This window comes from Micromonospora echinospora, from assembly GCF_014203425.1.
GTDB classification, from domain to species: domain Bacteria; phylum Actinomycetota; class Actinomycetes; order Mycobacteriales; family Micromonosporaceae; genus Micromonospora; species Micromonospora echinospora_A.
On record NZ_JACHJC010000001.1, the window covers coordinates 6,870,764 to 6,883,399 of the forward strand.

The 12,636-nt window shown below is 69.7% G+C and carries 9 protein-coding genes; all 9 read right to left on the minus strand.

Going from position 1 to position 12,636, the window contains the following annotated elements; translation table 11 throughout:
• Positions 1 to 59: 59 nt before the first annotated feature.
• The 9 genes from FHU28_RS31020 to rplK all read right to left on the minus strand — a co-directional run bounded on the left by FHU28_RS31020 (position 60) and on the right by rplK (position 12,625).
• A complete protein-coding gene (locus FHU28_RS31020; RefSeq protein ID WP_184688636.1) occupies positions 60 to 428 on the minus strand; it encodes a hypothetical protein in 369 nt (122 codons plus the stop codon).
• Between the two features lie 100 nt (positions 429 to 528).
• Positions 529 to 4,416, minus strand: coding sequence for a DNA-directed RNA polymerase subunit beta' (locus FHU28_RS31025; protein ID WP_184688638.1), 3,888 nt, complete (start codon positions 4,414 to 4,416; stop codon positions 529 to 531).
• A 79-nt stretch (positions 4,417 to 4,495) separates the two neighbouring features.
• Positions 4,496 to 7,927, minus strand: a complete 3,432-nt coding sequence (gene rpoB, locus FHU28_RS31030; protein WP_184688641.1) for a DNA-directed RNA polymerase subunit beta — start codon at positions 7,925 to 7,927, stop codon at positions 4,496 to 4,498.
• 572 nt (positions 7,928 to 8,499) lie between these two features.
• Entirely contained in the window at positions 8,500 to 8,889 is a 390-nt protein-coding gene (gene rplL, locus FHU28_RS31035; protein ID WP_184688643.1) for a 50S ribosomal protein L7/L12, read from the minus strand.
• Positions 8,890 to 8,942: 53 nt separating this feature from the next.
• Positions 8,943 to 9,491, minus strand: coding sequence for a 50S ribosomal protein L10 (gene rplJ, locus FHU28_RS31040; RefSeq protein WP_073828956.1), 549 nt, complete (start codon positions 9,489 to 9,491; stop codon positions 8,943 to 8,945).
• A gap of 317 nt (positions 9,492 to 9,808) precedes the next feature.
• Complete coding sequence (locus tag FHU28_RS31045) at positions 9,809 to 10,498, minus strand: hypothetical protein (RefSeq protein ID WP_184688645.1); 690 nt, start codon at positions 10,496 to 10,498, stop codon at positions 9,809 to 9,811.
• On the minus strand, positions 10,495 to 11,310 hold the full coding sequence (locus FHU28_RS31050; protein ID WP_184688649.1) for an ATP-binding cassette domain-containing protein: 816 nt from the start codon (positions 11,308 to 11,310) through the stop codon (positions 10,495 to 10,497). Before FHU28_RS31050 ends, FHU28_RS31045 begins: the two co-directional genes overlap by 4 nt.
• 82 nt (positions 11,311 to 11,392) lie before the next feature.
• A complete protein-coding gene (gene rplA, locus FHU28_RS31055; RefSeq protein ID WP_073828959.1) occupies positions 11,393 to 12,109 on the minus strand; it encodes a 50S ribosomal protein L1 in 717 nt (238 codons plus the stop codon).
• An 84-nt stretch (positions 12,110 to 12,193) separates the two neighbouring features.
• The gene (gene rplK, locus FHU28_RS31060; protein ID WP_091065740.1) at positions 12,194 to 12,625 is read right to left on the minus strand and encodes a 50S ribosomal protein L11; all 432 of its coding nucleotides are present in this window, start codon (positions 12,623 to 12,625) and stop codon (positions 12,194 to 12,196) included.
• Between the last annotated feature and the right edge of the window lie 11 nt (positions 12,626 to 12,636).

The window sequence follows — 12,636 nt, forward strand, 5'->3', positions numbered from 1 at the left end:
CCAGGCTACCGTCGCCGGTCACGGCCGGGTGGACGGGCGCGGTCCGCTCCCCCGCCCGGTCAGTCGAAGTTCGGCGCGAAGTCGTGGCCGAACGAGCCGTCGGCGTACCGGACCACGCCGATCACCACTGCCGCGACGACCGCGGCCGCGGTCAGCACCAGCCCGGCCCGCGCCATCTGCTCGCCGCGCCGCAGCCAGTCGCCGCCGGTGAGATAACCACCCGACGCGTACGCCTCGCGGCGCGCCTGCCGGGCCAGCGTGAGCGCGATCGTCGCCGGCACCGCACCGCCGACGAACAGGCCGGTGAGCGCGCCGATCAGGCCGAGCGCGAAGACCGCCCGGGCCTTGGTGGAGCGGACCGGCTCCGGGTCGTACGGATGGCGGTGCCCCTGCGGCACGACGGGCGCCGGCCCGGGCACTGTCGTCATGCCTCCATCATGCCCCGAACCGGTTCCCCGGTCCCGGCAAGCCGGCCCGGACGCGACGAGGCCCCCGGCTGCTGCCGGGGGCCTCGTCGTTTCCTACTGCTTAGCGGTACGACCCGAAGTCGAAGTCGTCCAGCGGAACCGCCTGGCCGCTGGCCGGCCCGAAGCCGTAGTCGGTATCCGGGTAGCCGGTCATCGAGTAGACCTTGGCCTTCGCCTCCTCGGTCGGCTCGACCCGGACGTTGCGGTACTTGCTGATGCCCGTACCGGCCGGGATGAGCTTACCGATGATCACGTTCTCCTTGAGGCCGATCAGCGAGTCGCTGCGGGCGTGGATCGCCGCGTCCGTCAGCACCCGGGTGGTCTCCTGGAAGGAGGCCGCCGACAGCCAGGAGTCAGTGGCCAGCGAGGCCTTGGTGATACCCATCAGCACCGGGCGACCGGCGGCGGGCTCGCCACCCTCGCCGACGAGCCGGCGGTTCTCCGACTCGAACAGCGCCCGGTCGACCAGCACGCCCGGCAGGAACTCGGTCGAGCCGGAGTCGATGACCGTCACCCGCTTGAGCATCTGGCGGATGATGATCTCGATGTGCTTGTCGTGGATGAGCACACCCTGCGAGCGGTAGACCTCCTGGACCTCCTGGGTCAGGTGGACCTGGACCGCGCGCGGGCCGAGGATGCGCAGCAGCTCGTGCGGGTCGATGGTGCCCTCGGTGAGCTTCTCGCCGACCTCGACGTGGTCGCCGTCGTGCGCCCGGAGCCGGACCCGCTTCGAGATCTTGTCGTAGACGATCTCTTCGCTGCCGTCGTCCGGGATGACCACGATCTTGCGGGACCGCTCGCCGTCCTCGATCCGGATGCGACCCGGGGTGTCGGCGATGGGCGCCTTGCCCTTCGGCACCCGGGCCTCGAAGATCTCCTGGACACGGGGCAGACCCTGGGTGATGTCCTCACCCGCGACACCACCGGTGTGGAAGGTACGCATCGTCAGCTGCGTACCCGGCTCACCGATCGACTGGGCGGCGATGATGCCGACCGCCTCGCCGACGTCCACGGTCTTGCCGGTCGGCAGCGAGCGGCCGTAGCACGCACCGCAGACGCCCAGCTTCGACTCGCAGGTGAGCACGCTGCGCACCCGCACCGTCTCCGTCCCGGCCGCGACGATCGCGTCCACCAGGATCGAGTTGATGTCCTGGCCGCGGTGGGCCACCACGGTGCCGTCCGGCCCCTTGATGTCGTCGGCCAGCGTCCGGGCGTGCACGCTGGTCTCGGCGTGCTCGTGCACGACCAGCTTGCCGTCGATCCGCTCACCGATCTGCATCGGGATGGCACGGTCGGTGCCGCAGTCCTCCTCGCGGATGATGACGTCCTGCGAGACGTCCACCAGACGCCGGGTCAGGTAACCCGAGTCGGCGGTACGCAGGGCGGTGTCCGCGAGACCCTTCCGGGCGCCGTGCGTGGAGATGAAGTACTCCAGTACGGACAGACCCTCCCGGTAGCTGGCCTTGATCGGCCGCGGGATGATCTCACCCTTCGGGTTGGCCACCAGACCACGGATGGCCGCGATCTGCCGGAGCTGGAGCAGGTTACCGCGGGCACCCGAGTGGATCATCTTCCACAGCGGGTTCTCCTGCGGCAGCGCGGTGTCCATCTCCTTGGCGACCTCGTTCGTCGCCTTGGTCCAGATCTCGATGAGCTCGCCGCGGCGCTCCTCGGCGGTCATCAGACCACGCTGGTACTGCTTGTCGATCCGGTCGGCTTCCTTCTCGTACCGCTCCAGGATCTCCCGCTTGCGCGGCGGAGCGATGACGTCCTCCATGCCGATGGTGACGCCGGACCAGGTGGCCCAGTGGAAGCCGGCCTCCTTGAGCCCGTCCAGGGTGGCCGCCAGGGCCACCTTCGGGAAGCGCTCGGCGAGGTCGTTGACGATCGCGGAGAGCTGGCCCTTGCGGATCTCGTAGTTCACGAAGCGGTAGCCCGGGGGCAGCGTCTCGTTGAACAGGACCCGGCCCAGCGTGGTCTCCACGGTCACCGGCTCGCCCTCGGTCCAGCCCTCGGGGGCGGTCCAGGGCTCGGCGCCGGCGCCGTTGTCCACACCGACGACGTCGCGCAGCCGGATCCGGACCGGCGTCTGCAGGTGCAGCTCGCCGTTGTCGTACGCCATCCGCGCCTCGGCGTCCGAGCTGAACGCCCGGCCCTCGCCCTTGCCCCCCGCAGTGAGGTGGGTGAGGTGGTAGAGACCGATGACCATGTCCTGGGTGGGCATGGTGACCGGCTTGCCGTCGGCCGGCTTGAGGATGTTGTTCGACGACAGCATCAGGATCCGCGCCTCGGCCTGGGCCTCGGCGGACAGCGGCACGTGGACCGCCATCTGGTCACCGTCGAAGTCGGCGTTGAACGCGGTGCAGACCAGCGGGTGGATCTGGATGGCCTTGCCCTCGACCAGCTGCGGCTCGAAGGCCTGGATGCCCAGACGGTGCAGGGTCGGCGCGCGGTTCAGCAGCACCGGGTGCTCGCCGATGACCTCTTCCAGCACGTCCCACACGACCGGCCGCTGCCGCTCGACCATCCGCTTGGCGGACTTGATGTTCTGCGCGTGGTTGAGGTCCACCAGCCGCTTCATCACGAACGGCTTGAACAGCTCCAGCGCCATCTGCTTGGGCAGGCCGCACTGGTGCAGCTTGAGCTTCGGGCCGACCACGATGACCGAACGGCCGGAGTAGTCGACGCGCTTGCCCAGCAGGTTCTGGCGGAACCGGCCCTGCTTGCCCTTGAGCATGTCGGACAGCGACTTGAGCGGCCGGTTACCCGGGCCGGTGACCGGACGACCGCGACGGCCGTTGTCGAACAGCGCGTCGACGGCCTCCTGGAGCATCCGCTTCTCGTTGTTGACGATGATCTCGGGCGCGCCGAGGTCGATCAGCCGCTTGAGGCGGTTGTTCCGGTTGATCACACGCCGGTACAGGTCGTTCAGGTCGGAGGTCGCGAAGCGGCCACCGTCGAGCTGCACCATCGGGCGCAGGTCCGGCGGGATGACCGGGACGCAGTCCAGCACCATGCCGAGCGGCGAGTTCCGGGTGTTCTGGAACGCCGCGACGACCTTGAGCCGCTTGAGCGCGCGGATCTTCCGCTGGCCCTTGCCGGAGCGGATGGTCTCGCGCAGGTTCTCCGCCTCGGCCCCAAGGTCCATGTTCTGGACCAGGGCCTTGATCGCCTCGGCGCCCATGCTGCCGGTGAAGTACTCACCGAAGCGGTCGCGCAGCTCGCGGTAGAGCAGCTCGTCGGTGACCAGCTGCTTCGGCTCCAGCTTGCGGAAGGTGTCGAGAACCTCGTCGAGGCGGTCGATCTCGCGCTGGGCCCGGTCGCGGATCTGGCGCATCTCGCGCTCTCCGCCCTCCTTGACCTTGCGCCGGACGTCCGCCTTCGCGCCCTCGGCCTCCAGCTCGGCCAGGTCGGCCTCCAGCTTGGCGGCCCGCTTCTCGATCTCCGAGTCGCGGCTGTTCTCCGCCTGCCGCTTCTCGGCCAGGATCTCGTTCTCGATGGTCGAGAGGTCGCGGTGACGCGCTTCGGCGTCCACGCTCGTCACGACGTACGAGGCGAAGTAGATGATCTTTTCGAGGTCCTTCGGGGCGAGGTCCAGCAGGTAGCCCAGCCGGCTCGGCACGCCCTTGAAGTACCAGATGTGGGTCACCGGAGCGGCAAGCTCGATGTGCCCCATCCGCTCCCGGCGAACCTTGGAGCGGGTCACCTCGACGCCGCAGCGCTCGCAGATGATGCCCTTGAAGCGGACCCGCTTGTACTTACCGCAGTAGCACTCCCAGTCCCGCTGAGGGCCGAAGATCTTCTCGCAGAAGAGCCCGTCCTTCTCCGGCTTGAGGGTGCGGTAGTTGATGGTCTCGGGCTTCTTGACCTCGCCGTGGGACCACTGACGGATGTCGTCAGCGGTGGCGAGGCCGATGCGCAGCTCGTCGAAGAAGTTGACGTCGAGCACTATGTCCCCTATGTCGTCGTCTGTACTGCTAGCTAACGGGCGGAACCGGGGGCCGGCGAACCGGCCCCCGGATCACGCCTCAGACCTCTTCGACCGAGCTCGGCTCGCGCCGGGACAGGTCGATGCCCAGCTCCTCCGCGGCCCGGAACACCTCGTCGTCGGTCTCGCGCATCTCCAGGGCCACGCCGTCGCTGGAGAGCACCTCGACGTTGAGGCACAGCGACTGCAGCTCCTTGAGAAGCACCTTGAACGACTCCGGGATGCCCGGCTCGGGGATGTTCTCGCCCTTGACGATCGCCTCGTAGACCTTGACCCGGCCCAGGACGTCGTCGGACTTGATGGTCAGCAGCTCCTGCAGGGCGTAGGCGGCGCCGTACGCCTGCATGGCCCAGCACTCCATCTCACCGAAGCGCTGGCCACCGAACTGCGCCTTACCACCCAGCGGCTGCTGCGTGATCATCGAGTACGGACCGGTCGAGCGGGCGTGGATCTTGTCGTCGACCAGGTGGTTGAGCTTCAGGATGTAGACGTAGCCGACCGCGATCGGGTCGGGCAGCGGCTCGCCGGAGCGACCGTCGAACAGCTGCGCCTTGCCGGTACGCCCGATCAGCTGCTTGCCGTCCCGGTTGGGCAGGGTCGACTCGAGCAGACCGGAGATCTCCTCCTCGCGGGCACCGTCGAAGACCGGGGTGGCCACGTTGGTGTCCGGCTCGGACTCGTGCGCCTCGATCGAGCGGAGCTGGCGCTTCCACTCGGCGTCGTCGCCGTCCACGCTCCAGCCGGTCTTGGCCACCCACCCGAGGTGGGTCTCCAGGACCTGGCCGATGTTCATCCGGGACGGCACACCGAGCGGGTTCAGCACGATGTCGACCGGGGTGCCGTCCTCCAGGAACGGCATGTCCTCGATCGGCAGGATCTTGGAGATGACGCCCTTGTTGCCGTGGCGGCCCGCGAGCTTGTCACCGTCCTGGATCTTGCGCTTCTGGGCCACGTAGACCCGGACCAGCTCGTTCACGCCCGGGGGCAGCTCGTCGCCGTCCTCGCGGGAGAAGGTACGCACACCGATGACCGTGCCGGTCTCGCCGTGCGGCACCTTCAGCGAGGTGTCACGGACCTCGCGCGCCTTCTCACCGAAGATCGCGCGGAGCAGCCGCTCCTCGGGGGTCAGCTCGGTCTCGCCCTTCGGCGTGACCTTGCCGACCAGGATGTCGCCGGGGACGACCTCGGCGCCGATCCGGATGATGCCGCGCTCGTCGAGGTCGGCGAGCATCTCCTCGCTGACGTTCGGGATGTCGCGGGTGATCTCCTCCGGGCCGAGCTTGGTGTCCCGGGCGTCGACCTCGTGCTCCTCGATGTGGATCGAGGTGAGCACGTCCTGCTGCACGAGGCGCTGCGACAGGATGATCGCGTCCTCGTAGTTGTGGCCCTCCCAGCACATGAACGCCACCAGCAGGTTGCGTCCGAGCGCCATCTCGCCCTCGTCGGTGCACGGACCGTCGGCGACGACCTGGCCGGCCTCGACGCGGTCGCCCTCGAAGACGACCGGCTTCTGGTTGACGCAGGAGCCGGCGTTGGAGCGGCGGAACTTGTGCAGCAGGTACGTCCGGCGGTGGCCGTCGTCCTGGTGGACCGTGATGTAGTCCGCGCAGAGGTCCTCGACCACGCCGCCGACCTCGGCGACGACCACGTCACCGGCGTCCACTGCCGCGCGGTACTCCATGCCCGTACCCACGAGCGGGGCCTCGGCCTTGACCAGCGGCACCGCCTGACGCTGCATGTTCGCGCCCATGAGCGCGCGGTTGGCGTCGTCGTGCTCCAGGAACGGGATCATCGCGGTGGCGACCGAGGTCATCTGCCGCGGCGACACGTCCATGTAGTCCACGGCGCCCGGCGCGACGTCCTCGGTCTCGCCGCCCTTACGGCGGACCAGGACGCGGTCCTCGGCGAAGGTGCCGTCCGACTTCAGCGGGGCGTTGGCCTGCGCCTTGACGAACCGGTCCTCCTCGTCCGCGGTCAGGTAGTCGATCTGGTCGGTGACCCGGCCGTCGATGACCTTCCGGTACGGCGTCTCGATGAAGCCGAACGGGTTGACCCGGGCGAACGTGGAGAGCGCGCCGATCAGGCCGATGTTCGGGCCTTCCGGCGTCTCGATCGGGCACATCCGGCCGTAGTGGGACGGGTGCACGTCCCGGACCTCGAAGCCGGCCCGCTCACGGGACAGACCACCCGGGCCGAGCGCGCTCAGCCGGCGCCGGTGGGTCAGGCCCGCCAGCGGGTTGGTCTGGTCCATGAACTGGGACAGCTGCGACGTGCCGAAGAACTCCTTGATCGCCGCCACCACCGGGCGGATGTTGATCAGGGTCTGCGGCGTGATCGCCTCGACGTCCTGGGTGGTCATCCGCTCGCGGACGACCCGCTCCATCCGGGAGAGACCCACCCGGACCTGGTTCTGGATCAGCTCGCCCACGGTACGCAGGCGACGGTTGCCGAAGTGGTCGATGTCGTCGGCCTCGTAGCCCTCCTCACCGGCGTGCAGCCGGCAGAGGTATTCCACGGTGGCGACGATGTCGTCCTCGGTGAGCGTGCCGGTGGTGATCGGCACTCCCACCTCGAGCTTCTTGTTGAACTTGTAGCGCCCGACCTTGGCGACGTCGTACCGCTTCGGGTTGAAGAAGAGGTTGTCGAGCAGGGTCTGGGCGTTCTCACGGGTCGGCGGCTCGCCAGGGCGGAGCTTCCGGTAGATGTCGAGCAGCGCCTCGTCCTGCCCGGCGATGTGGTCCTTCTCGAGCGTGGTCATCATCAGCTCGGACCAGCCGAACTTCTCGCGGATGCGCTCCGCGGACCACCCGATGGCCTTGAGCAGGACGGTGACGGCCTGGCGGCGCTTGCGGTCGATACGAACGCCGACCGTGTCGCGCTTGTCGATGTCGAACTCCAGCCAGGCACCCCGGCTCGGGATGACCTTGACGCTGGAGAGGTCGCGGTCGGACGTCTTGTCCGGCTGCTTGTCGAAGTAGACGCCAGGCGAGCGGACGAGCTGGCTGACGACGACGCGCTCGGTGCCGTTGATGATGAAGGTGCCCTTCGGCGTCATCATCGGGAAGTCACCCATGAACACGGTCTGGCTCTTGATCTCGCCAGTGGTGTTGTTGGTGAACTCCGCGGTCACGAACAGCGGCGCGCAGTAGGTGAGGTCCTTCTCCTTGCACTCCTCGATCGAGGCCTTGACCTCGTCGAAGCGCGGAGCCGAGAAGGAGAGCGACATGGTGCCGGAGAAGTCCTCAATGGGACTGATCTCGTCGAGGATCTCCGCGAGACCCGAGCGTGCGTGCGGGTCGTCCGCCGACCGGCCCTGCCAAGCCTCGTTGCCGACGAGCCAGTCGAAGGACTCGTTCTGGATGGCGAGGAGGTTGGGGACCTCGAGGTGTTCGGTGATCCGACCGAAAGAAACTCGGCGGGGCGCGAAAGCGCTCGACGTACGACTGGTCTTCGCAGGGCGGGAAGCTGCCAAGATGCGTCCTTCCGAGGACCGGTGCTGCAGAACGGCTGGTACGCGTGCACTCCAATGACCCCACCAGAAATATCCGTAAACGGACATTTCCGAGCAGGGGTCAAGTCGGAAGGCAGCGCAAACTAGCAGTGTAGCCGAGAGGCTAACCGCTGTCCAGCCCACCCCGCAGGTCGTCGCGGAACAAGCCCTGGGACCTCGGAAAACCGGGTCGTCCGGGCCGCTCGGAACGCGACGCTCCTGCCGGTCCGCTCGGGTGTTGCGGCGGCTGTGCTGCCGTTGCCATTACCCGAGAGGCGGCCGTTGCAAGCGCGGAAAGTCTTGCTGATGCCAGCGTGCCTGGCAGGCCGGTGCCGCGTCAAGGGCCGGTTACCGGTCGGGGTGTCTTTCCCACCGACGGGCTACCGACAGACGTCACTGACCGGCCGGCACACGGGCCGTCGTACGCCCTGCTCACACCGCTGCCGTCCGGGACCACCAACACGGCGGGCGGTGATCCGATTCCGGATCACCGCCCGCCGCGACGCGGTGTGCCCCGGCTCACGTGAGCCGGACGCGCGTCAGGTGGAGCAAGGTCACTTCATGGTGACCTTGGCGCCCTCGCCCTCGAGCTTGGCCTTGGCCTTCTCGGCGGTCTCCTTGTTGACCTTCTCCAGGACGGCCTTCGGCGCGGCCTCGACCAGGTCCTTGGCCTCCTTGAGGCCCAGGCCGGTCAGCTCACGCACGACCTTGATGACCTGGATCTTCTTGCCACCGTCGGCGTCGAGGACGACGTCGAACTCGTCCTTCTCCTCCTCGGCCGGGGCGGCGGCGCCGCCGGCGGCCGGGGCACCCGCGGCCACGGCGACCGGAGCGGCCGCGGTGACCTCGAAGGTCTCCTCGAACTGCTTCACGAACTCGGAGAGCTCGATCAGCGTCATCTCCTTGAACGCGTCGAGCAGCTCGTCAGTGCTGAGCTTCGCCATGTCTGGCGTCCTTTCTAAACGTGAAAACTAAGAATGTGGTGCGCCGGGTGGCCTCAGGCCGCCTCGGCGCCCTCCTGCTCGCGCTTCTTGTCCGCCAGGGCGGCCGCCGCGCGGGCGGCCTTGGAGAGCGGCGCCTGGAACAGGGCCGCGGCCTTGCTCAGGTTGCCCTTCATCGCGCCGGCCAGCTTGGCCAGCAGCACCTCGCGGGACTCCAGGTCGGCGAGCTTCGTGACCTCGGCCGCGGAAATGGCCTTGCCCTCGAAGACACCGCCCTTGATGACGAGCTTCGGGTTGGCCTTCGCGAAGTCGCGAAGGCCCTTCGCCGCCTCGACGACGTCGCCCGAAACGAAAGTCAGCGCGGTAGGACCGGAGAACAGCTCGTCGAGGCCGGAGATGCCCGCATCGGCCGCGGCACGCTTGGCAAGCGTGTTCTTCGCGACCATGTAGCTGGTCTCCTTGCCGAGCGAGCGCCGCAGCTGGGTGAGCTGCGAAACCGTGAGCCCGCGGTACTCGGTGAGCACCGTCGCTCCCGCGTTGCGGAAGCTCTCGGTCAGCTCGGCGACGGCCGTGGCCTTGTCGGCCCGGATCGGCTTGTCCGCCATGTCCCTCCTCTCTCGTTACTCGGAGCTGGTACGCCGGCGACGAGCCAGGGCTCGGCGACGGCGGCGGAGGCGTCACGACAACGAAAAAGCCCCGGCGCAGGGCGCGCGGGGCGAGGGCCGGCGGCACTGGCACAGTCGGCGGACCGTGCATGACACCGAATTACGCTTACCGCCCTGCGCGGGTCGCCCGTCGTCGCGGAACCTTCGACCGTGCCGGAGCACGGTGACCAGCGGTCTCTGGGTGGAACTACCGCCCCAGGTTACGCGACCGGGACCGGAGCGCCAAATCGCCCCCGGGTGCGCCCGGTCACCGCGGCTCAGGCCCGGGTGCGGCGGGCCCAGGCGTAGCCGGTGAGCCCCACCGCCGCCCAGAGCGCCGCCCAGCCGGTGAGCAGCAGACCGGCGCCGGTGGCGACCGGCCCGGTGACCGCCCGCGCGGTCGCCATGACCGGCGGGGCCAGCCACGGCGCGACCGAGCCGGAGAGCCCCAGCACCACCACCCCGACCGCACCGGTGACCAGCACCGCCACCCCGTAGCCGGCGCTGCGGGTCACGGCCCGGCTGGCCAGCGCACCGAGCGCCACCGCCGCGGGCAGGGCGAGCAGGTGCGCCCAGAGCCCGAGCGCCACCCCCACCAGGGCCGGCCGCTCCCCCGGCCCGGCGGCCGCTGTCACCCCGCCGAGCGGCCACGGCAGCGCCAGCGCGACCACCACCACGGCGAGCCCGGCCACCAGCGCGGCGAGCAGCCCGGCCGCCCGCTCCCGGGCCGGGCCGGCCACCACCCGGGCCAGCCGACGCTGCACGTCGGGCTCGACGTCCAGCAGGATCTTGGTCTGCCAGGCCAGCACCGGGAACAGGACGACGGCGGAGACGCCGTAGGCCTCCGCCGGCCGGGCCCGGCCGGCGCCGTAGAGGACGCCCAGGACGAGCAGGCCGGCCAGCACCGGCGCCAGCGCCCGTCCGGTACGCAGGAACCCGGCCAGCCGCAGCCGGACCAGCGCGATCACCGGGCCACCTCCGGCGCCGGCCCGGGGCGGCCGGAGTCCTCGGCCTCGGCGCCGACCGGGTGCGTGGCCGGGGGCGGGACGGCGTGCTCGCGTACCCGGAGGATCTGGTGGCCGTCGGCGCGCAGGCGGGCGACGGCGGCGGCCAGCCCGGCGGCCGGCACCGCCAGCTCGACCACGGCGACGGCCGCTCCGGCGGACGGCGCCTGCTCGGTCACCGTGCCGTCGGTGACCGACCAGTGCCGGGCGCCGGGCAGCCGGACGGTCTCGCCCCGGTGGTCGCTGACGAGTACGGCGCCGCCGGCGGCCAGCACCTCGCCGATGATCTCGGGGACCGACTCACGGGCGGTGGCGTCCAGCCCTTCCCAGGGTTCGTCGAGCACCAGCAGGCCGGGCGGGCGCAGCAGCGCCTGCGCCAGGCCGACCTTCTGCGCGGTGCCCTTGGACAGCCGGGGCAGGCGGACGTCGTGGAACCGGGCCAGGCCGAGGCGCTCGACCCAGTGGCGCACCGCCCGGTCGGCGGCCGGAGCACGGAGACCGGCGACGCGGCCCATCGCGGTCAGGTAGGCCTCGACGGTGAACGGCTGGTCGGCGGGGAAGCGCTCCGGCACCCAGCCGACGACCGGCGGCCGGTCGGCGACCCGGCCCCGGGTCGGGCGCAGCACCCCGGCGGCGAGCTGGAGCAACGTGGACTTGCCGGCCCCGTTGCGGCCGAGCACGACAGCGACCTCGCCCGGATCCATGGCGACGTCGACCTGCCGCAGCACCCACGGGCCGTGCCGGTGATAGCGGAACCACGCGCCGTCGAGCCGCATGCGCCGAGACTGCCACAACGGACAGACGAACGGGGCCCCGCCACGACCTGGTGGCGGAGCCCCGTTCGGGACGTGCTGGTGCTCAGGCCTCGGTCGAGGCCTCCTGCACGTTCTTCACGACCTTCGGGTCGACCGGGACGCCCGGGCCCATGGTGGTGGTGAGGGTGACCTTCTTGAGGTACGTGCCCTTGGCCGCGGACGGCTTGGCGCGCAGCACCTCGTCCAGCACCGCGGCGTAGTTGTCGACCAGCTGGGCCTCGGAGAACGAGGCCTTGCCGATGATCAGGTGCAGGTTGGAGTGCTTGTCCACCCGGAAGGTGATCTTGCCGCCCTTGATGTCCGAGACGGCCTTGGTGACGTCCATGGTCACGGTGCCGGTCTTCGGGTTCGGCATCAGACCGCGCGGGCCCAGGATCCGCGCGATCCGGCCGATCTTGGCCATCTGGTCGGGCGTGGCGATCGCCGCGTCGAAGTCCAGCCAACCGCCCTGGATTCGGGCGACGAGTTCGTCGGTGCCCACCTCGTCCGCACCCGCGGCGACGGCCTCCTCGGCCTTCGCGCCGGCGGCGAAGACGATCACGCGGGCGGTCTTACCGGTGCCGTGCGGCAGGTTGACCGTGCCGCGGACCATCTGGTCCGCCTTGCGGGGGTCGACGCCGAGGCGCATCGCGACCTCGACCGTGGCGTCGAACTTGACGTTCGTGGTCTCCTTGGCCAGCTTGACGGCCTCGACCGGGGTGTAGAGCTTCGACCGGTCGATGACGTCCGCGGCCTTGCGGTAGCTCTTGCTGCGCTGCATTTCTGGTGACTCCTGTGGTCTCTGGCGGGCGCGCGTCACTCGCGGCCCTCCCACGAACAGATCGGGTGGAGCGGGTGGCCGAGGTCAGTCGGCGACGGTCAGGCCCATCGACCGGGCGGTGCCGGCGATGATCTTCTCGGCCTGGTCGATGTCGTTGGCGTTGAGGTCAGCCATCTTCTTCTCGGCGATCTCACGCAGCTGGGCGCGGGTGACCGAGCCGACCTTCTCCTTGTGCGGGACGCCCGAGCCCTTCTGCACGCCGGCGGCCTTGATCAGCAGCCGGGCGGCGGGCGGGGTCTTCAGCACGAAGGTGAACGTGCGGTCCTCGTAGACGCTGATCTCGGCGGGGACGACGTCGCCCCGCTGGGACTCGGTCTGCGCGTTGTAGGACTTGCAGAATTCCATGATGTTCACGCCGTGCTGGCCGAGCGCGGGGCCGACCGGCGGCGCCGGGGTGGCCTGGCCCGCCGGCAGCTGAAGCGTGAACGTCTTGACGAGCTTCTTCTTCGGAGGCATGTCTCTTCCTG

Coding starts and splice junctions, on each gene's coding strand:
- rplA (WP_073828959.1), bottom strand. CDS start 12,109: ATGCAGCGCAGCAAGAGCTACCGCAAGGCCGCGGACGTCATCGACCGG.
- rplL (WP_184688643.1), bottom strand. CDS start 8,889: ATGGCGAAGCTCAGCACTGACGAGCTGCTCGACGCGTTCAAGGAGATG.
- rplK (WP_091065740.1), bottom strand. CDS start 12,625: ATGCCTCCGAAGAAGAAGCTCGTCAAGACGTTCACGCTTCAGCTGCCG.
- rplJ (WP_073828956.1), bottom strand. CDS start 9,491: ATGGCGGACAAGCCGATCCGGGCCGACAAGGCCACGGCCGTCGCCGAG.
- FHU28_RS31020 (WP_184688636.1), bottom strand. CDS start 428: ATGACGACAGTGCCCGGGCCGGCGCCCGTCGTGCCGCAGGGGCACCGC.
- FHU28_RS31050 (WP_184688649.1), bottom strand. CDS start 11,310: ATGCGGCTCGACGGCGCGTGGTTCCGCTATCACCGGCACGGCCCGTGG.